Source organism: Streptomyces sp. cmx-18-6, from assembly GCF_046548915.1.
GTDB lineage: Bacteria > Actinomycetota > Actinomycetes > Streptomycetales > Streptomycetaceae > Streptomyces.
This window is the reverse complement of the sequence record NZ_JAEBEP010000001.1, coordinates 639,533-659,559: the sequence shown is the minus strand read 5'-3', so window position 1 is coordinate 659,559 and position 20,027 is coordinate 639,533. Positions and strand designations below refer to the sequence as shown.

16 protein-coding genes and 2 tRNA genes are annotated in these 20,027 nt (G+C 70.0%); 10 read left to right on the top strand and 8 right to left on the bottom strand.

From position 1 onward, the window contains the following. Positions 1–50: 50 nt before the first annotated feature. Both ACLJPL_RS02985 and ACLJPL_RS02980 read right to left on the bottom strand, forming a co-directional pair. Positions 51–1,496 carry an amino acid permease gene (locus tag ACLJPL_RS02985; RefSeq protein WP_411079052.1) on the bottom strand — a complete coding sequence of 482 codons (1,446 nt, stop codon included), beginning with the start codon at positions 1,494–1,496 and terminating at the stop codon, positions 51–53. 238 nt (positions 1,497–1,734) lie between these two features. Beyond that, entirely contained in the window at positions 1,735–3,219 is a 1,485-nt protein-coding gene (locus tag ACLJPL_RS02980; RefSeq protein WP_411079051.1) for an amino acid permease, read from the bottom strand. A gap of 314 nt (positions 3,220–3,533) precedes the next feature. On the opposite strand from ACLJPL_RS02980, the gene ACLJPL_RS02975 reads away from it, so the two are divergent. After that, entirely contained in the window at positions 3,534–4,127 is a 594-nt protein-coding gene (locus tag ACLJPL_RS02975; RefSeq protein WP_411079050.1) for a biotin transporter BioY, read from the top strand. 26 nt (positions 4,128–4,153) lie between these two features. On the opposite strand, the gene ACLJPL_RS02970 is transcribed toward ACLJPL_RS02975, so the two are convergent. Both ACLJPL_RS02970 and ACLJPL_RS02965 read right to left on the bottom strand, forming a co-directional pair. Next, positions 4,154–5,557 (bottom strand): FAD-binding oxidoreductase, encoded by a 1,404-nt coding sequence (locus tag ACLJPL_RS02970; RefSeq protein WP_411079049.1) that lies wholly within the window; start codon positions 5,555–5,557, stop codon positions 4,154–4,156. 115 nt (positions 5,558–5,672) lie between these two features. Beyond that, positions 5,673–7,106 (bottom strand): amino acid permease, encoded by a 1,434-nt coding sequence (locus ACLJPL_RS02965; protein WP_411079048.1) that lies wholly within the window; start codon positions 7,104–7,106, stop codon positions 5,673–5,675. 249 nt (positions 7,107–7,355) lie between these two features. Here ACLJPL_RS02965 and ACLJPL_RS02960 point away from each other — a divergent pair, with 249 nt between their 5' ends. Both ACLJPL_RS02960 and ACLJPL_RS02955 read left to right on the top strand, forming a co-directional pair. Then, on the top strand, positions 7,356–7,844 hold the full coding sequence (locus ACLJPL_RS02960; protein WP_151513567.1) for a ribose-5-phosphate isomerase: 489 nt from the start codon (positions 7,356–7,358) through the stop codon (positions 7,842–7,844). Positions 7,845–8,001: 157 nt separating this feature from the next. Then, positions 8,002–8,826, top strand: coding sequence for an Fpg/Nei family DNA glycosylase (locus tag ACLJPL_RS02955; RefSeq protein WP_411079047.1), 825 nt, complete (start codon positions 8,002–8,004; stop codon positions 8,824–8,826). A gap of 19 nt (positions 8,827–8,845) precedes the next feature. Here the strand turns inward: ACLJPL_RS02955 and ACLJPL_RS02950 are convergent, their stop codons facing one another. Further along, on the bottom strand, positions 8,846–10,081 hold the full coding sequence (locus tag ACLJPL_RS02950; RefSeq protein WP_411079046.1) for a GNAT family N-acetyltransferase: 1,236 nt from the start codon (positions 10,079–10,081) through the stop codon (positions 8,846–8,848). Positions 10,082–10,186: 105 nt separating this feature from the next. Between ACLJPL_RS02950 and ACLJPL_RS02945 the strand changes: the two genes are divergently transcribed. Then, positions 10,187–11,332, top strand: coding sequence for a PP2C family protein-serine/threonine phosphatase (locus tag ACLJPL_RS02945; RefSeq protein WP_411079045.1), 1,146 nt, complete (start codon positions 10,187–10,189; stop codon positions 11,330–11,332). A 116-nt stretch (positions 11,333–11,448) separates the two neighbouring features. On the opposite strand, the gene ACLJPL_RS02940 is transcribed toward ACLJPL_RS02945, so the two are convergent. Together ACLJPL_RS02940 and ACLJPL_RS02935 are read right to left on the bottom strand one after the other, a co-directional pair. After that, complete coding sequence (locus ACLJPL_RS02940) at positions 11,449–12,636, bottom strand: cation:proton antiporter (RefSeq protein ID WP_411079044.1); 1,188 nt, start codon at positions 12,634–12,636, stop codon at positions 11,449–11,451. A gap of 360 nt (positions 12,637–12,996) precedes the next feature. Beyond that, positions 12,997–14,166 (bottom strand): acyltransferase family protein, encoded by a 1,170-nt coding sequence (locus ACLJPL_RS02935; RefSeq protein ID WP_411079043.1) that lies wholly within the window; start codon positions 14,164–14,166, stop codon positions 12,997–12,999. A 504-nt stretch (positions 14,167–14,670) separates the two neighbouring features. On the opposite strand from ACLJPL_RS02935, the gene ACLJPL_RS02930 reads away from it, so the two are divergent. Further along, the gene (locus ACLJPL_RS02930; RefSeq protein ID WP_012380975.1) at positions 14,671–14,865 is read left to right on the top strand and encodes a hypothetical protein; all 195 of its coding nucleotides are present in this window, start codon (positions 14,671–14,673) and stop codon (positions 14,863–14,865) included. A 96-nt stretch (positions 14,866–14,961) separates the two neighbouring features. On the opposite strand, the gene ACLJPL_RS02925 is transcribed toward ACLJPL_RS02930, so the two are convergent. Next, positions 14,962–15,035: transfer RNA gene (locus tag ACLJPL_RS02925), tRNA-Gly, on the bottom strand. A gap of 167 nt (positions 15,036–15,202) precedes the next feature. Between ACLJPL_RS02925 and ACLJPL_RS02920 the strand changes: the two genes are divergently transcribed. The 5 genes from ACLJPL_RS02920 to clpX all read left to right on the top strand — a co-directional run bounded on the left by ACLJPL_RS02920 (position 15,203) and on the right by clpX (position 19,971). Then, positions 15,203–15,279: transfer RNA gene (locus tag ACLJPL_RS02920), tRNA-Pro, on the top strand. A 150-nt stretch (positions 15,280–15,429) separates the two neighbouring features. Beyond that, on the top strand, positions 15,430–16,833 hold the full coding sequence (gene tig, locus ACLJPL_RS02915; RefSeq protein ID WP_411079042.1) for a trigger factor: 1,404 nt from the start codon (positions 15,430–15,432) through the stop codon (positions 16,831–16,833). 310 nt (positions 16,834–17,143) lie between these two features. After that, positions 17,144–17,749, top strand: a complete 606-nt coding sequence (locus tag ACLJPL_RS02910) for an ATP-dependent Clp protease proteolytic subunit (protein WP_411079448.1) — start codon at positions 17,144–17,146, stop codon at positions 17,747–17,749. Positions 17,750–17,828: 79 nt separating this feature from the next. Beyond that, a complete protein-coding gene (locus ACLJPL_RS02905; protein WP_007448931.1) occupies positions 17,829–18,512 on the top strand; it encodes an ATP-dependent Clp protease proteolytic subunit in 684 nt (227 codons plus the stop codon). Positions 18,513–18,669: 157 nt separating this feature from the next. Then, positions 18,670–19,971, top strand: a complete 1,302-nt coding sequence (clpX, locus tag ACLJPL_RS02900; protein WP_411079041.1) for an ATP-dependent Clp protease ATP-binding subunit ClpX — start codon at positions 18,670–18,672, stop codon at positions 19,969–19,971. Positions 19,972–20,027: the final 56 nt, after the last annotated feature.

Below are 20,027 nucleotides of genomic sequence, written 5' to 3'. Positions count from 1 at the left end.
GCAGCCGCCCCGGCCCCCCGGCCCTGACCCCCGATCCCGGAGGAGCCCGGTTACTTCCGCTGCGCGGGGATCTCCGCCGCGTCGGTCGCGTCCCCCCGACGCCGCTGACGTACGACCCCGATCCCGATCAGCACCGCCGTCAGCGCACCCGTGGCCAGCAGCTGGTCGCGGGTGTCCGGCTGGCGCAGCATCAGCAGGAAGATGCCCGCCATGCCCACCAGGGCGACGATCGTGAGGACCGGGAAGAGCCACATCCGTACGACCAGCTTCTCCGGCGTCTCGCGCTCGGTGCGGCGGCGCAGGATCAGCTGGGAGACGGCGATGAAGATCCAGACCACCAGGATCACCGCGCCGATCATGTTCAGCAGCCAGGGGAAGACGTCGTCGGGCCGCCAGTAGCTGAGCAGCACGCACAGGAAGCCGAACACCGAGGAGAACAGCACCGCGTTGCGCGGCACCCCGGAGGAGATCCGGCCGAGCACGGCCGGACCCTGGCCCCGGGCGACGAGCGAGCGGGCCATGCGCGAAGCGCCGTAGATGTTGGCGTTCATCGCGGAGAGCAGGGCGATGAGGATGACCACGTTCATGATCTGCGCGGCCCCGCCGATGCCGAGGTGGTCGAGCATCGCGTAGAACGGGCCGACCTCGGCGACCTTCGGGTTGTCCCAGGGGACCAGGGTGACGATGACGGCCATCGAGCCGATGTAGAAGACCGCGATGCGCCACATCGCCGTACGGACCGCCTTCGCGACGCCCTGCACCGGGTTCTCGGACTCGGCGGCGGCGATGGTGACGGTCTCCAGACCGCCGTACGCGAAGACGGAGGCGAGGAGCCCGATGATGAAGCCGTCCATGCCCTTCGGCAGGAAGCCCCCGTCTCCGGTGAGGTTGGTCAGGCCGGGCGCGTCCGCGTCCGGGAGCAGGCCGAGGATCGCCAGCAGGCCGAGCACCAGGAACAGGGTGATCGCGATGACCTTCAGCGCGGCGAACCAGAACTCGAATTCGCCGAAGTTCTTCACGGCGGCCAGGTTCGTCCCCAGGAAAACCACCATGAACAGGGCGACCCACGCCCACTCCGGCGTCCCCGGCAGCCAGCCGCTGACGATCTGGGCCGCGCCGATGCCCTCCAGGCCCACGGCGACGCACAGCAGGAACCAGAAGGACCAGCCGGCGGTGAAGCCGGCCCAGGGGCCGATCGCCCGTTCGGCGTGCACGGAGAAGGAGCCGGAGGCCGGGTTGGCGGCCGACATCTCGCCGAGCATGCGCATCACCATCATGACGAGCAGCCCGGACAGCGCGTACGCGACGACGATCGAGGGCCCGGCGGCGGCGATCCCGGCCCCGGAGCCGACGAAGAGCCCGGCGCCGATCACCCCGCCGAGGGCGATCATCGACAGGTGCCGCTGTTTGAGACCGTGGGTGAGCGCGGAGTCCGTCGAGGCTCCGGCGGAGGCTGCGGAGTCAGCGGTGGGGGGAGACGCGGAGGTCCGAGGCATGGACGAGCTCTGTTCGGTAGCTGAGACAGGGGACGAACCCACAGTCTGAGCATGGTCACCGCTCACACGGAACGGGTGTCCGCTATACGGGCACGAGGCTCACACAAGGTGCACACGCGCCTACCGGCCGATAAAAGCCGACCTCTAGCGCTTCTCCGCCTATCGGTCGGGTAGGAGCCGACCCCTCGCGCTCCTCCGCCTGCCGGCCGGTAGAGGCCGACCCCTCGCGCTCCTCCGCCTATCGGCCGGTAGAGGCCGAACCCCTACGCTCCCGCCACTGCCGCCCCACCGCCACCAGCAGCACCGACGCCGTCGCCCCCGCCGACCACAGCACCTGCGGGCGCGCGTCGGCGTCGGTCAGCATCAGCAGCAACACCCCCAGCAGCCCGGCCAGCGTCAGCCAGGTCAGATACGGGAAGCACCACATCCGCAGCGCGAGCGCCCCCGGGGCCTCCCGCTCCAGCCGGGCGCGCAGCCGCAGTTGGGAGGCGGCGATCAGGGCCCAGACGAACAGGAGCACCGCGCCGACCGAGTTGAGCATGTAGAGGAACACGGTGTCCGGCCAGAGCAGGTTGAGCAGTACGGAGACGAAGCCGAAGGCCACCGAAGCCAGTACCGCCCGCCGGGGCACCCCGCCTTCCGTCCCGGCCCTGCGGGACACCTTCAGCAGCCCGCGCGGCGCCTCCCCGCGCTCCGCCAGCGAGAACACCATCCGCGACGACCCGTACAGGTTGGCGTTGAGCGCCGAGAGCAGCGCCACGAACACCACGATGTTCATGATCTGCCCGGCGGACGGCACCCCGATCGAGTCCAGCACCTTCACATACGGGCTCAGCCCGGCCTGCTGGGCGGTCCACGGCAGCACGGTCACGATGACCAGCATCGAGCCGACGTAGAAGAAGAGGATGCGCACCACCGCACTGCGCACCGCGCGCCCCACCGCGCGGGCCGGGTCGTCCGTCTCGGCGGCGGCGATGGTGACGACCTCCAGGCCGCCGAAGGCGAAGACCACGGTCAGCACGCCCGAGACGACCCCGCCCCAGCCGTTCGGCAGAAAGCCCCCCTGCCCGGTCAGGTTGGTCATCCCGACCGGGTCGGTGTCCGGGAGCCACCCGAGGGCGGCCAGCAGCCCGAGGCCCAGGAAGACGACGATCGCGCCGACCTTCAAGGAGGCGAACCAGAACTCGAATTCGCCGAAGTTCTTGACCGCCGTCAGGTTGGCGGCGGTGAAGACGACCATGAACAGCAGCACCCACGCCCACGGTTCGACGGCCGGCGCCCAGCCGTGGGCGATCTGCGCGGCGGCCGTCGCCTCCACGGCGAGGACCACCACCAGCAGGAACCAGTACAGCCAGCCGACGCTGAACCCGGCCCACCGCCCGAGCGCCCGCTCGGCGTGCACGGAGAACGAACCGGAGGCGGGCATCGCGGCGGACATCTCGCCCAGCATCCGCATCACCAGCATCGCGAGCGCGCCCGCGATCAGATACGAGACGACGATGGCGGGCCCCGCCACCGCGATCCCGGCCCCGGACCCGACGAACAGCCCGGCCCCGATCACCCCGCCGAGCCCGAGCATCGTCAGATGCCGCTGCTTCAGGCCGTGGGCGAGCGGCTCGGCCGGAACCAGGGGGTCGGACGGAACCCGGGACCCGGACGGAACAGGAGACTCCGGCGGAGCGGCGGTCGCGGGGGAGTCGGCGGGGGGTGGAGCCTCGTGCATGGGGTGCGGGTCACTCTCGGATCATTTATGGGGAACCTACAGTCTGGGGCCCCAGCGCCTCTCCCGGCAAAACGGATCGCTCCCCGCCCCACCTCCGTGACGAGCGTCACGCCGGAAGGCGATTGCGCGGCGGCCTTTGTGCGAACCCCACCAACCCGCCAACCACCGCTTTGTGGGCGGCTGATGGTGTTCGGCCGTCGCCCCCTGGGCTAACGTCGGCAGCAGTCCCTCCCCAACTGCCTGGTGGGAGCTGTCCCTCCCCACCTGCCGGGCGGGACCGTCCCTCCCCACCTGCCCTCACCCGCGGAGTCCCGATGAGCACTGCTGCCGCCCCCGTCCGTTCCGGAGCGGTCCTCGCCGACCTGCTGCCCGCAGCCCGGCACCGCTACGCCGTCGACGCGGCCCTCGTGCTGGGCGGCGCGGCCCTCACCGGCATCGCGGCCCAGATCGCCGTCCCGATCCCCGGCTCCCCGGTCCCCGTCACCGGCCAGACCTTCGCCGCGCTCCTCATCGGCAGCGCGCTCGGCGCACGCCGGGGCTTCCTCTCCCTCGCGGTGTACGCGCTCGTCGGCATGGCGGGCATGCCGTGGTTCGCGGAGGGCACATCGGGCTACGCGATGCCGTCCCTCGGCTACATCCTCGGGATGCTGCTCGCCGCCACCGTGGTCGGCGCCCTCGCCCGCCGAGGCGGCGACCGCTCGGTGCTGCGCACGGCGGGCACGATGGTGATCGGCTCCGCGATCATCTACGCGGTCGGCGTGCCCTACCTGGCGCTCGCCACCGGCATGTCCCTGAGCGCGGCCGTCGCCGCCGGACTCACCCCGTTCCTGATCGGGGACGCGCTGAAGGCGGCCCTGGCGATGGGTGCGCTGCCCGCCTCCTGGAAGCTGCTCGGCCGCCGGGGCTGAGCCGGCTGTAGCCCGCTGTCGCGGAGTCAGGCCCCGTACGGGCCACCGAAGAGGCCCGCCGGATCGTACTGGGAGACCAGACCGGCGAGCCTCTTCGCCGTTCCGGGCTCGTGGAAACCGGCGGTACGGTCCCCGCCGCCGAAGGAGAAGTTCAGCGAACGCCCCACGACGAGCGGCCCGAGCACCCGGCCCACCTCCCCGTACAGCGCGCGCACCGAGGCCACGTCCGTACCGTCCAGCGGCGACAGCAGCCGCAGCAGGAACCGGGCGTCGCGGTAGGGCACGGCGTTCGGCGCACCCTGCTCCACGGCCAGCGCCCCGCCCAGGTGGTTGAGCTGCACCACGGTCATCATCGCCGCCCGGGGCCCGGCCAGTTCAAACGCCTGTACGGTCCGCTCCGCGTCCGGTGCGCCGAGCACCGCACTGTCCCCGTAGTACGCGTGCGGGAACGGCGGGTCGCCGTGGATGGTGTGGCTCTCGGCGTACGGCATCTCCCGCAGCGAATCCGCCAGGACGGGGGAGTCCTCGGGGGCGGGGGAGCCCACCGTGCCGTCAGGGCCCTTCGCCCCCGCCCCGATCGCCCGCAGCGGGGCCACCAGTCGCGCGCCCTCCTCCGCGTCCCCCGTGAAGGCGACCCGCACGGAGATCACGTACCGCCCGCGCAACTCCTCGGGCAGCTGGGGCATATCCGGATAGGTGAGCGCGGCCAGCGAGGACGTCAGGGCGTCCGGCACGGTCCGGGTCCACTCCAGATACCGGCGCACCACCTCGCCCGCCGCCCGGTCCCCGTCGAAGGCGATCGAGCCCCCGTAGAGCCGTTCCACCGCCACGAGCCCGATCTCCATCCCGGTCACCAGGCCCAGCCGGTGCCCGCCGCCGCGCAGCCCCCAGAAGAGCTCCGGCTCGCGCTCCGGCGTGACCCGGCGCGCGATGCCGTCGGCGGTCACCACGTCCAGCGAGCGCACCTGGTCGGCGGCGTACCCGAACTCCCGGGCCAGGATGCCGAGCCCGCCGCCCAGCGTGGAGGAGACGGCGCCCACGGAGGGCGATGAGCCGTTGAGCGGGGCGAGCCCGTGCGGGGCCGCCGCCTCGATCACCCGCCCCCAGCTCGCGCCCGCGCCGACCCGGGCGGTGCGGCGGACCGGGTCGACGGCGACGGAGTCCAGGGCGCGGGTGGCGATGAGGACCCCGCCCTCGACGGGGCCGGGGAGGCCGTGGCCGGAGGCGTGCGCGGCGACGCGGAGCCCGCGCACTCCGGCGTACGCCACGGCTTCCTGTACGTCCTCGGGCGTGGCGGCCTCCACCAGCCGCCCGGGCCGGATCGGGAAACCGGTCTGGAAGGTGGGGGGCGCGGCGGGTCCGCGCTCTGAGGGTTCTTCGGATGCGGAATCCCCTGCGGATTTCCTTGAGGATTCCCCTGCGGAGACCATGAGGAAGGCTCCCTTTCGTTCGCGTTCTCGGCGGTGCGAGCGGTACGAAAGGGAGCCTTCCCGGGAAACCTGACATCCGCCGTCAGGTATGGATCACGTACGGATCAGGGCCGGATCACTTGGCCACGGCCTTGCGGCTGCGCGCCTCCCGGAACAGCGAGATCCCCACCACCAGCGCCGCGACCAGCAGCGACAGCACGACCTGCTCGCGGGCGGCGTCGTCGGTCAGCATGTAGACCAGGACGAAGGAGATCATCGCGATCGTCGCCCAGGTCAGATACGGGAAGAGCCACATCCGTACGACCAGCTTGCCGGGGGTCTCGCGCAGGATGATCCCGCGCATCCGCAGCTGGGTGAAGCAGATGACCAGCCAGACGAACAGGGCCACCGCGCCCGAGGAGTTCAGCAGGAACTGGAACACCGTGTCGGGCCACTGGTAGTTGAAGAACACCGCCACGAAGCCGAAGACGACCGAGGACAGGATCGCCGCCTGCGGCACGCCCCGCTTGTTGACCTTGGCGAAGGACTTCGGCGCGTCGCCCCGCTCACCGAGCGAGAACGCCATCCGGGAGGCGGTGTAGAGGCCCGAGTTGAGACAGGACAGCACGGCCGTCAGCACGATGAAGTCCATGACCTGGCCGGCGTGCGGGATGCCGATCGAGTCGAGGGCGGCCACATAGCTGCCCTTCTCCAGGATCGACGGGTCGTTCCACGGCAGCAGCGTCAGCACGACGAAGATCGAGCCGAGGTAGAAGACGGCGATACGCCAGATCACGCTGTTGGTCGCCTTCGACACGGCCCGCTGCGGGTCCGCCGACTCCCCGGCCGCCAGGGTCACGATCTCGCTGCCCATGAACGAGAAGACCACCATCAGCACACCGGTGAGGATGGCCCCCGGCCCTTCGGGGAAGAATCCGCCGGAGTCCGTGAGGTGCGCGAGCCCCGAGCCGGGGTTGTCCGAACCGGGCAGGAACCCGAAGACGGCGAGCAGGCCGACGACCACGAACGCGGCGATCGCCACGACCTTGATCCCGGCGAACCAGAACTCGAACTCGCCGTAACTGCCCACCGACACCAGGTTCGTGGCGGTCAGCACGACCATCACGATCAGCGCCCACGCCCACTGCGGGACGCCCGGGATCCAGCCCTCCAGGATCTTGGCGCCCGCGGTCGCCTCGACGGCGAGCACGACGACCCAGAAGAACCAGTAGAGCCAGCCGATGGAGAACCCGGCCCAACGGCCCAGCGCCTGGTCGGCGTAGGCGGAGAAGGAGCCCGAACTCGGCCGGGCGGCGGCCATCTCGCCGAGCATCCGCATCACGAGGACGACCATCAGGCCGACCATCGCGTACGACAGCAGAATCGCCGGGCCCGCCGCGGCGATGCCCGCGCTGGAGCCCACGAAGAGGCCCGCGCCGATCACACCGCCGATCGCGATCATCGAGAGGTGGCGGTTCTTCAGTCCTGCCTGAAGCCCGCCGGAGGAGTCGGGCCGATCCGGCTCACCGGGCTCGTGACCCGGGCTCGCCAGCGTCGTCTGCGACGTCATGGGGGGAAGTCCTAACGTTTCCGTGCATGAGGGTGTGCCCTGCTCCACGTGGGGTGGTGCGGAAGACAAGGCCACGCATTCAAGCTCGCGGGAAGGAAGAAACGGAACCCCTAACTCCGTAACATTTGCCTGATCATTACCCAAGTGATGTCGGCCACACCGGACGAGCCGGGCAGGCCCGGCCCACGAGGAGACGGGCTCCGACCCCGCTGACCGCTACCCCGCGAAGTTCGTGCCACACTTCGCACCATGCGCGTGTACCTCGGATCCGACCATGCCGGTTACGAACTCAAGAACCACCTCGTCGAGTGGCTCGGCGCCCACGGCCACGAGGCCGTCGACTGCGGCCCCCACATCTACGACGCCCAGGACGACTATCCGCCGTTCTGCCTGCGCGCCGCCGAGAAGACGGCCGCGGACCCGGACAGCCTCGGCATCGTGATCGGCGGCTCCGGCAACGGCGAGCAGATCGCCGCCAACAAGGTCAAGGGCGTCCGTGCCGCACTGGCCTGGAGCGAGCAGACCGCCGCCCTCGGCCGTGAGCACAACAACGCCAACGTCGTCGCGATCGGCGGCCGGATGCACACGGTGGAGGAGTCCACGAAGTTCGTCGAGATCTTCCTCTCCACGCCGTACTCGAACGAGGAGCGCCACACGCGCCGCATCGAGATGCTCTCGGCGTACGAGACCACCGGCGAGCTCCCCCCGATCCCGGCCCACCACCCGCAGCAGGGCTGACCCAGCCCCGAGCCCCTTGTGCCGCCGGGTCCCGGACCCGGCGGCACGGCCATGCCACCGCCCGTACGACCACCCCGCACCACCCCCGTACCACCTCCGCCGCACCACCCTCCGTACCACCGCCCGCCATGCCACAGGGAACAGGGAGCAGCCCGCCGTGCCCGAGGGACACACGATCCACCGTCTCGCCCAGGACCACGCCGAGCGGTTCGTCGGGGCCCCGGTCCGGGTGAGCAGCCCGCAGGGCAAGTTCTCCGACAGCGCGGCCCTGCTCGACGGGCGCACCCTCACCGCGACCGACGCCCACGGCAAGCACCTCTTCCTCGGCTTCGGCGACACCGGCTGGGTCCACATCCACCTCGGCCTCTTCGGCAAGCTCGGCTTCGGCGCCGCACCCGCCCCGCCGCCCACCGACACCGTCCGCCTGCGCCTGGCCAACGCGGCCCACCACGCCGATCTGCGCGGCCCCACCACCTGCGCCCTGATCACCGAGCCCGAGAAGCGCGCGATACACGAGCGGCTGGGCCCGGACCCGCTGCGCGGCGACGAGGACGGCGAGCGCGCCCGGCAGCGGATCTCCCGCAGCCGGACCACGATCGCCGCCCTCCTGATGGACCAGAAGGTCATCGCGGGCGTCGGCAACGTCTACCGGGCCGAGGTCCTCTTCCGCCACGGCATCGACCCGTACCGCGCCGGCAAGGACCTCACCCGCGCCGAGTGGGACGCGATCTGGGCGGATCTGGTCGAGCTGATGCACGAGGGCGTGCGGAACAACCGGATCGACACCGTCCGCCCCGAGCACCTGCCCGAGGCGATGGGCCGCCCGCCCCGCAAGGACGACCACGGCGGCGAGGTCTACGTCTACCGCCGGGCCAACCTGCCCTGCCACATCTGCGCGACCGAGATCCGGACGGCGGATCTCGCCGCCCGCAACCTCTTCTGGTGCCCGCGCTGCCAGGACCCGCGCCTTCCGGGAGCCTGACCCCGCACCCGCGGGCTCCTCAGAACCCGTGCGGCAACCACGGCTCCACGTGCCACGAGAACGCCGAGGAGACCTCCTCCACCGCCCCCGGGCGCACCTCCCGCACCCGCCCCGCCGCCGCGAGCGAGGTGAACGACACCCCGCCCAGATAGCCGGCGCCCAGCTCCGCCACCGACAGCTCCAGATCCGGCGCGCGATCCGGCGCGCGCCGGCACGACGCACCGCCCTTCGCGTCCGCCACCAGGTGCCAGCGCCCCGCGTTCCACGGGCAGAAGTCGTCCGCCACCTCCAGCACCACGTCCACCGGCGTGCGGTACGCGCGCGCCTCCAGCGCCGCCCCCACCTCCACCAGCCGTACGTAGAGCGAGTCTTCCACCCGCGCCTCGCACCGCCGCACGTCCGAGACCAGATGCGTCAGCGGCTCGTCCACCGGCCGCCCGCCGGCCTCCAGCGTCGACGTCAGGTCGATGCCGAACAGGAACCGCCACAGCGCCGCGTACGAGGCCGCGTCCAGCGCCCCCAGATTCCGCAGCGAAACCGTCCCCTTCGGCCCCGCCCGGTCCCAGTCGGGCCGCACCCGGAACGTGGCGTACCCCAGCACCTCCCCGTCCCGCTCCGCCAGCACGCACTGCAACGGGGACGCGCCCGCCCGGTCCTGCGCCGTGTCCAGCACCGAGGTCAGCTCCCACTTCGGCTGCCGCACCGGCGTGCCCGGACGCTCCGCGGCGAGCCGCCCGTACACCTCCTCGCAGGCGGGCAGGGCCGCCACCGGATCCGTGTAGCGCACCCGCACGTCGTCCGTGCCGGGCGGCGCCGCGAGCCGCACGCGGGCGGTGTCGACGCTCAGGTTCAGCGCGCGGGTCGCCGCCCCGTAGCCGAAGCGCCCGTAGATGGCCGGTTCCGACGCGGTCAGCACGGCCAGCGGCTCGCCCCACGAACGTACGTCGTCCAACTGCCGCCGCATCAGCGTCCGCAGCAGCCCGCGCCGCCGGTGCGTACCGGCGACGCTCACCATCGTCACCCCCGCCGCGGGCACGGCCGCTCCGCCCGGCACGGTCAGCCGGAACGCGTACGCCCCCGCCGTACCGACGCACGCCTGCCCGTCCCACAGCCCGATGGACCGGTCGTACGCGACCAGCTCCCGCCACAGCGCACGGGACTCCGGGGCGTTCGGCACACCCCCGAACGCCCGCTCCAGACAGGACAGCCAGACATCCCAGTCGTCGGATCGCAGCACACGGAGTTCTGAAGTCATAGCCCATCCCTACCAGCGCGCGCGGAAGCGGACGACTCGATTTCGCGCTCATTGCCACCGGGGTACCCCTGCACCGGAGGCGTCCGGGTGGATAGGGTCCCGGCAATGGCCCGTCGCGGAGGAGTGAACGACTTCTGGGCCCGGTGGAGCAGATCGATGCACCGGGCCCGCATCGGGCTGCGCAGATCCGGGGTGGACTACTTCCGGGGCGACGGCTCCGACTGGATAGCCCTGGCCGGTCTGCTGCTGACCATCCCGGCCATCACCTTCGCCACCCTCACCAGCCCGGTGTGGGTCGACCCGGCCGCCCTCGCCCTGCCCATCATCGCGGGCGGCCTCCTGCTGCGCCCCGCCAGCCTGCTCGGTCTGTACGCCGCTTCCGCCGCCGCCCTGATGGTGGAGGCGCTCACACTGGGCCCGTACGCGGACGGCCCGGCCCGGGTCACTCCCGGCACCGTGCTCGTGGTCGCCGCCTGCGGGTTCTTCGGGCTGATCCTCGCCCAGTTCCGCGCCCGGGTCGGCGTGCCCTGGCGGCGCGGCGGCACCATGCTCTTCGACCTGCGCGAACGCATCCGGGTCCAGAGCGCCCTGCCCCGGCTGCCCCGGGGCTGGCACCGTGAGATGGCCCTGCGCCCGGCCGGCGGCCAGTCCTTCTCCGGGGACTTCGTCGTCGCGGCCCGCACCCACGGCGGCCGCACCCTGGAGGTCGTCCTCACCGACGTCTCCGGCAAGGGCATGGACGCGGGCTCCCGGGCCCTGCTGCTGTCCGGGGCGTTCGGCGGGCTGCTCGGGTCGCTGCCGCCGCACGGCTTCCTCCCCGCCGCCAACGGCTATCTGCTGCGGCAGGACTGGGACGAGGGGTTCGCGACCTCGATCCACCTGGTGCTGGACCTGGAGTCCGGCGACTACGAGATCTTCTCGGCCGGTCATCCGCCGGCCCTGCAACTGCACGCGGGCAGCGGGCAGTGGGAGGAGAAGTCGGGCGAGGGTCCGCTGCTCGGCGTCTACGACGGGGCCGAGTTCGACGCGGTCAAGGGCTCGCTCGCGCCGGGGGACGTGCTGATGCTCTTCACGGACGGCCTGGTGGAGGCGTCCGACCGGGACATCTCCGAGGGCATCGACCGGCTGACGGGCGAGGCCGACCGCTATGTCCCCACCGGCTTCGAGGGCGCGGCCTGGCATCTGATCGAGGCGTGCGCCAAGGACGTCAACGACGACCGGGCCCTTCTGCTGCTCTCGCGACGGCCCTGAGATCCGTGGCCACAGGGCCGTTCGTCAACGGAGAGACGTCCATCACTCGAACGTGATTCACGTCCGGAAGTGATCGTCACCGGGGGCGGGGTGCCGGGACGCCTCTCCGCTTCCGTTCAGACCGACACCGGGATCTGTTCCTGATCCTTGTCGTCGCTGTCCTTGTCGCGCTTGCCGGGCAGGATGCGGGCCAGCCAGTGCGAGCGTCCGGCCGCCAGCGGCGCGAGGACGGCGAGCAGCAGCACATAGCCGGCGATGAACGGCGAGAGCCGCTTGTCCAGTCCGGCGGCCGCCGCCATCGTGGCCAGGATGAGCGCGAACTCGCCCCGGGCCACCAGGGTGGTGGCGATGTTGGCCGTGGCCTGCGAGCCGAAGTCGTACACCCGGGCGGCGGCGAGCCCCGCGGCCACGTTCATGGCGAGCGTCAGGATGACGGCCGCCAGCACCGGCCAGAAGACGCTCGGGAGGTCGCCCGGGTCGATGGAGAGACCGAAGGCGAAGAAGAAGATCGCACCGAACGCGTCCCGCAGCGGGTGGACCAGCTTGAGGATGCGCTCGCCGGACGTGGTCGAGCCGAGCATCAGACCGACCATGAAGGCGCCGATCGCGTCGGCGACGCCGAACATCTCGGAGACCCCCGCGACGAAGACCGCGGCGCCGAGGAAGGAGATCACCAGGAGCTCGTCGTCCTTGGTGTTCATCAGCTTGCCGATGAGCTTCGTCCCGAAGCGGGCGGCCAGGGCGAGCAGCAGCAGGAAGCCGAAAGCCTTTCCGCCGTCGATGAGCATCGCCGACAGGCTGTCCGCACCGGACAGGATCGGCTGGAGGGCCGCCAGGTACAGGGCGAGGAAGACGTCCTCGACGACGATGATGCCGAGGATCGGCCGGGTCTCCGGGTTCCCGATGCGCCCCAGGTCCACCAGGATCTTGGTGACGATGGCGGACGAGGATATGCCGAGCACACCGGCGAGGACCAGCGCCTCCGACGTACCCCAGCCCAGGGCGAAACCGAAGCCGAGACCGGCGCCCACGTTCAGGACCAGATAGGTCCCGCCCGCGATGGCCATCTTCCGGCCGCCCGTCTTGAGGTCGTCCATGTGGAACTCGAGCCCCAGGTAGAAGAGCAGGAGGACGAGTCCCAGCGCGGAGAGCATCTCCAGATCGTGCGGGTTGGAGAGAAGCGTGTAACCGGGGGTGTGGGGGCCGAGGAGGATCCCGGCGAGGATGAACAGGGGGATCGTCGGCAGCCCGATGCGGCCGCCGAGGCGGGCGAGGACGGCAGCGGCCAGGAAAGCGCCGCCCATGGCGAGGAGGGTGTCTGCGTGTCCGATGAGCCTGTTCCTTCGGGATAGGTCAAGAGGGCGTCAAGAGGGTGTCAACAAACCATCAGTAATTAGTTTACCGAACGATTGACTCTGCAACTATGGCTCCGTCAGATTGTCAGCTTTTGTCTGCTTGGCGGCGAGGCTGTGGCGTGGCGGCGGCACGGGGCGGTGCGGAGGCGGCGCTGGGGTGGCGCGGGGGCGGTGCGGAGACGGGGCCTCGCCCGCGGACCGAAAGATTCCGGCCAACCCGCAACGCACCGATCCACCCGCGGTAGCTCCCACGGGTGGATCGGTGAAGGCAGGGTGCCGGACTCGGCGGCCGGCCCGGCCGCCGAGGGTTCAGCGCTTCGCGGGGTCCCGCCGGAACGCCCACTTCATGTCCGGCTCGGTGGCGAACTTCATGGCCCGGAGCACCGGCGGAGTGCACAGGAGCGACACCATCACGGCCGTCGAGACCGAGACGACGACCAGGCCGACGGGACTGGAGAGCCAGGTGTACCGGTCGAACAGGCCCCAGTAGTCGGCGCTCTTGATCACGAAGCCGTGGAGCAGGTAGCCGCAGATGGTCCCGGCGCCCAGCACGGTGAACCACGTCCTCCTGCTGGGGGTCCAGGCCAGGAGGGCGACGATCAGCGCCAGGGCGCAGCAGAACAGCGCCAGCGCCATCACCGCCCCCGACCACCAGGGGGCGTCCAGCTCCTGGACGCTGTTGGCGCGGTAGAGCCAGCCGAGCTGCATGCGCGGGGCGATCCAGTACGCGATCAGCAGCGCGGCCGCGACCACCGGCAGGGACAGCAGCCGCACCTCGCGGCGTCGGACCAGTTGGAAGTGCTCGGGCTTCAACAGCAGGCCGATGACGAAGAACGGCAGGAACTGCAACACCCGCTGGAGGTCCAAGTCGTTGCTGATGCCCGGGGAGACGGAGGCCAGCAGGGCGATGGCGAACGCCACCGGCAGCGGGTGGCGCAGCGTGCGCCAGATCGGCGTGGTGAGCCGCCAGATGAACAGGGCGGCCAGGAACCACGTCAGATAGATGGGATCGAGCAGGGTGATCGGCTCGTCGGGCGAGCCGCCCACGTACCTCTTGTGGAGCGCGTACGCCGTCTCGAACAGCACGTACGGCACGGCGACTCCGGTGATCAGCCGCTTCACCTTGGCCGGGGACATGTCGAACGAGCGGGAGAAGTAGCCGGAGATGAGGATGAAGGCCGGCATGTGGAACGTGTACACGAACACGTACAGACCCCGGGCGGCCTGGCTGCCCTCCCATACCGACGGCCAGGCGTGCCCCATCGCGACGAGGACGATGGCGAGATATTTCACGTTGTCGAAGTAGGCGTCGCGCTTCTTCGCCGCCGAGGGGGCCGGGGCGCCGACCGTGGGAACGCCCTTTTCCAGGACGGGTCGTGGCGCGGTGGCCGTGAGTGTCTGCTCACGTCTGGGGGGCTCCGGCTCCCGGGTCTCCGGGGGGAGCGGGGCCCTCTGAAATACGCTCGGAGCTTGGAACATCTACGGCACCTTAGACCCGTCGATTGCGTCGCGTAAAACCATGAAGCGATAGCGCGTGTTCCCGCATATTCACAGATGAAACTGCCGGACCTTGTCCGCTATGACACCTTTGATCCCCCTTAAATAGGGCATATCTCCCGGCAGTTGTGCGAGTGAATTACGTCGCTGCCGGGCGGTCCCGATTATCTGTGGACGAACTGTGGGGATATGGAAACGATCACTGCGAAAAAGCGACGGAAGGTGACCGGTCGGGGTGGGGGCGGCGATCGATATTCACCCGCACGTGTTTGCGTGCCGGAGGCGCGGGGTGCTGTGCGCGACCGGGTGGCGGGGCGTGCGGCGTAGGGACCGCGAGAGCTGGGCAGGATGGCGGGATCCGGTCAGTTCGCTCCGTCACCCGGCAACACCCGAAGGGGAGTTGGTGGCACGATGGAGACGAACGGGGCGCGCGGCGGTGCACGCTTCCGGGCCGGCAAGGCGGACCGACCGAGGGTGTGATCAGACGTGGCTATTTCACTGTCTATGGTGCTGCTGTTCGCGGTCATCCTGGTGGTAATGATCCGCAGCGGCTCCATCAAGCCCGGACCGGCGCTGGTCGCCGTGCTCTTCGGCTTCTTCCTGGCGTCGACCGGCATGGCGCCGTCGATCAACAGGTTCATGAACTCGATAGCGGACACGATCAACCAGATCAGCTTCTGAGGCGGCCGCGTCCCCCGGCGTATGCGGGGACGCACGCGATGAGGCGTCGCACGCAAGAGGCCCGGTCCGACGAAGACGTCGGACCGGGCCCAGGCGTGGAGCGGGCGACGGGAATCGAACCCGCGTAGCTAGTTTGGAAGACTAGGGCTCTACCATTGAGCTACGCCCGCGTGCACCGCGCCGCAGGTCCGGTGGACCGCGGCACGAAGAGCATCGTAGCGGGTCGGGGGCGGTGTCCGCACACCCGTTGCCGGGTCGCACACCGGACGCAGTCGGGCCCGCTCGAGAAAGCGGCGAACGCCCGGCTCCCGTGCATGTACCCTACGTGTCGCACCGACGGGGTGTGGCGCAGCTTGGTAGCGCGTCCGCTTTGGGAGCGGAAGGTCGTCGGTTCGAATCCGGCCACCCCGACCACCGGCAAGATCGCATTGTGGGAGTCCTCCCCTTTGCCGTTACTATGCAAAATGCGTGCCCGTGTGTCTGATGTACCGGGCTCGGTCCGCGAAGCCGCCGATCGGCGGCCCAGCAGAACCCCAAGAAGTCAGCCACCAAGGAGACCGAACCGTGAAGAGCGCCGTGGAGACCCTGAACCCGACCCGGGTTCGGCTCAGCATCGAGGTGCCCTTCGAGGAGCTCAAGGACAGCCTCGACGCGGCGTACAAGAAGATCAACCAGCAGGTCACGGTGAAGGGCTTCCGCAAGGGCAAGATCCCCGCCCGGGTCATCGACCAGCGGTTCGGCCGCGGTGCTGTGCTGGAGGAGGCCGTCAACGACGCCCTTCCGAAGTTCTACACCGAGGCGGTCAACGAGGGTGAGCTGAACGTCCTCGGCCAGCCCGAGGTCGACATCACCGAGCTGAAGGACGGCGAACTGCTGGCCTTCACCGCCGAGGTCGACGTGCGCCCCGAGATCGAGATCCCGGACTACTCCGGCATCGAGGTCACCGTCGACGCCCTCGAGGTCACCGACGAAGAGGTCGGCAAGGCCGTGGAGCAGCTCCGCGAGCGCTTCGCCTCCACCAACCCGGTCGAGCGCGCCGCCGCCGAGGGCGACGTCGTCACGATCGACCTGGAGGCCAAGGTCGACGGCGAGGTCCTGGAGGACGGCGTGGCCGCGGGTGTCTCGTACACCATCGGTTCCGGCGAGCTCCTCGACGGCATCGACGAGGCCGTGACCGGCCTGGAGGCCGGTGGCGAGACCACCTTCACCTCCGAGCTGAAGGGCGGCTCCGCCGAGGGCAAGGCCGCGGAGGTCACCGTCAAGGTCACCGCCGTCGCCGCCCGCGAGCTCCCCGAGCTGGACGACGACTTCGCCCAGATGGCCAGCGAGTTCGACACGCTGGAGGAGCTGAAGGCCGACAGCCGCAAGCGCCTGGAGACCACCAAGCAGTACGACCAGGCCACCCAGGCCCAGGAGCGGGTCCTGGAGGAGCTGCTGAAGCTCGCCGAGGTCCCGATCCCGGAGAAGCTGCTCGCGGACGAGGTCCAGACCCGCAAGCACAACCTGGAGCACCACCAGCTCGGTCAGATGGGCCTCGACCTCGAGAAGTACCTCGAGATCCAGGGCAAGACCCTGGAGGAGTTCGAGAACGAGACCTCCGAGCAGGCCATCAAGGGCATCAAGACCCAGTTCATCCTTGACGAGCTCGTCAACAAGGAGAAGCTGAACGTCAACCAGGAGGAGCTCACCGAGCACCTCATGCGGCGCGCGGCCTCCTCCGGCATGAGCCCCGACCAGTTCGCCCAGGCCGTCGTCGAGGGCGGCCAGGTGCCGATGCTCGTCGGCGAGGTCGCCCGCGGCAAGGCGCTCGCCGTCGTCGTCGAGGCCGCCAAGGTCGTCGACACCAACGGTGAGATCGTCGACCTGGAGGACGAGGACACCACGGACGCCGCTGAGACCACGGACGCGGCCGAGGCCGCCGCCGAGGACAAGGCGGACGACAAGGCCGAGGCGAAGAACGAGGGCTGAGCCCCGCTCTGATCCGCACGCCGGCCGCACGCCGACCGGCGAGGACGGGCCCCGGACGCACCACACGCGTCCGGGGCCCGTCGCCGTATCCCGTCCCGTACCGCCGTGCGCCCCCGGAACCCCTGTGCCCCTGGCGGGCCTTGGACCTTGCGCTCCCAGCGAACAGTTGCGGAAGCGGGATGGCGTTGTCCCACCTGCGCGTTAGGGTCCATGAAGAGGAAGGGTGGGGGAGTCCCTCACCCGCCCGGTACGAAGACGCTGAGACGGCCGGAGCCGTCAGAGACGAGCAGGTGGATACGTGACGAATCTGATGCCCTACGCCGCCGGAGAGCCGTCCCTCGGTGGTGGCCTCGGCGACCAGGTCTACAGCCGACTGCTCGGCGAGCGCATCATCTTCCTCGGCCAGCAGGTCGACGATGACATCGCCAACAAGATCACCGCACAGCTCCTGCTCCTTGCCGCCGACCCGGACAAGGACATCTACCTCTACATCAACAGCCCCGGTGGCTCGGTGACGGCCGGCATGGCGGTCTACGACACCATCCAGTACATCCCGAACGACGTGGTCACCATCGGCATGGGCATGGCGGCCTCGATGGGCCAGTTCCTGCTCACCGGCGGCGCCGCGGGCAAGCGCTTCGCGCTCCCGAACACCGACATCCTCATGCACCAGGGCTCCGCCGGCATCGGCGGCACGGCTTCGGACATCAAGATCCAGGCCGAGTACCTGCTCCGCACCAAGACGCGCATGGCCGAGATCACCGCCCGCCACTCCGGCCAGACCGTCGAGACGATCATCCGCGACGGCGACCGCGACCGCTGGTACACGGCGGAGGAGGCCAAGGACTACGGCCTCATCGACGAGATCATCACGTTCGCCTCGGGCATCCCGGGCGGCGGCGGCACGGGTGCCTGATCCGGTTCCCACCGGACCGGCGGCACCTCCCGCACACCTCTCGTACGCCGAGACCCCCAGCCCTCAGAACGCCACCAGGATGGTGAACACCCACATGAACAACTTCTCCGGCGCCTCCGCGAGCGGCCTCTACACCGGCCCGCAGGTGGACAACCGCTACGTCGTCCCGCGCTTCGTGGAGCGCACCTCGCAGGGTGTGCGTGAGTACGACCCGTACGCGAAGCTCTTCGAGGAGCGCGTGATCTTCCTCGGCGTCCAGATCGACGACGCCTCGGCCAACGACGTCATGGCGCAGCTGCTCTGCCTGGAGTCGATGGACCCGGACCGCGACATCTCGATCTACATCAACAGCCCCGGCGGCTCGTTCACCGCGCTCACCGCGATCTACGACACGATGCAGTTCGTGAAGCCGGACATTCAGACGGTCTGCATGGGCCAGGCGGCCTCCGCCGCCGCCGTCCTGCTCGCCGCCGGCACCCCGGGCAAGCGCATGGCGCTCCCCCACGCCCGCGTCCTCATCCACCAGCCGTCCTCGCAGACGGGCCGCGAGCAGCTCTCCGACCTGGAGATCGCGGCCAACGAGATCCTCCGGATGCGCACGCAGCTGGAGCAGATGCTGGCCCGGCACTCGACCACCCCGCTGGAGAAGATCAGCGAGGACATCGAGCGCGACAAGATCCTGACGGCCGAGGACGCCCTGGCGTACGGGCTCGTCGACCAGATCGTGTCCACCCGCAAGACCACCGCGGGCGCATCGCTCTGACGTCGGTCTTTCCCCTTGGCACATTCCGTTTGCACGGTCTCGGCCGTGTGAACCGTGCCAAGGGGGGCCCGAACGGGGGCCCAGGCAAGGTACCGTCGGATAGAGGCACCAGGAGCCGCTGAACCAGGCGGCCTCCCAGGCGAAGGGGAAGCACCTCGTGGCACGCATCGGTGATGGCGGCGACCTGCTCAAGTGCTCGTTCTGTGGCAAGAGCCAGAAGCAGGTGAAGAAGCTCATCGCGGGGCCCGGTGTGTACATCTGCGACGAGTGCATCGATCTCTGCAACGAGATCATCGAGGAGGAGCTCGCGGAGACGAGCGAGGTCCGCTGGGAGGAGCTTCCCAAGCCTCGTGAGATCTATGAGTTCCTCGAGGGGTATGTCGTGGGGCAGGAGCCCGCGAAGAAGGCCCTTTCGGTCGCGGTGTACAACCATTACAAGCGGGTTCAGGCCGGGGAGAACGGCGGTGGGGCGAATCGTGAGGACGCGATCGAGCTCGCGAAGTCGAACATCCTGCTGCTGGGTCCCACGGGTTCGGGCAAGACGCTGCTGGCGCAGACGCTGGCCCGGATGCTCAACGTGCCGTTCGCCATCGCGGACGCCACCGCGCTGACGGAGGCGGGGTATGTCGGCGAGGATGTCGAGAACATCCTGCTGAAGCTGATCCAGGCGGCCGACTACGACGTCAAGAAGGCCGAGACCGGGATCATCTACATCGACGAGATCGACAAGGTGGCCCGTAAGAGCGAGAACCCGTCGATCACCCGCGATGTCTCCGGCGAGGGCGTCCAGCAGGCGTTGCTGAAGATCCTGGAGGGCACCACGGCTTCCGTGCCGCCGCAGGGCGGACGCAAGCACCCGCACCAGGAGTTCATCCAGATCGACACGACGAACGTGCTGTTCATCGTGGGCGGCGCGTTCTCCGGCCTGGAGAAGATCATCGAGTCCCGTGCCGGCGCCAAGGGCATCGGGTTCGGCGCCACGATCCGCTCCAAGCTGGAGATCCAGGCCAGCGACCAGTTCCAGGAGGTCATGCCGGAGGACCTGGTGAAGTTCGGGATGATCCCCGAGTTCATCGGCCGCCTCCCCGTGCTGACCTCGGTCCACAACCTGGACCGCGAGGCGCTGCTCCAGATCCTCATCGAGCCGCGCAACGCATTGGTGAAGCAGTACCAGCGGCTGTTCGAACTCGACGGTGTGGAGCTGGACTTCGAGCGTGAGGCGCTGGAGGCCATCGCGGACCAGGCGATCCTGCGCCAGACCGGCGCACGCGGCCTGCGGGCCATCATGGAGGAAGTCCTCCAGTCGGTGATGTACGAGGTCCCGTCCCGCAAGGACGTCGCCCGTGTCGTCATCACCCCGGACGTCGTCCGCAACCACGTCAACCCGACCCTGGTCCCGCGCGAGCCGCGCACGATCGGCAAGAACGACGGCGGCGGCCGCCACGAGAAGTCCGCGTAACCGCAGCGCAGTCACGCACGCCGAAGGGGCGCCGACCGGTCAACCGGTCGGCGCCC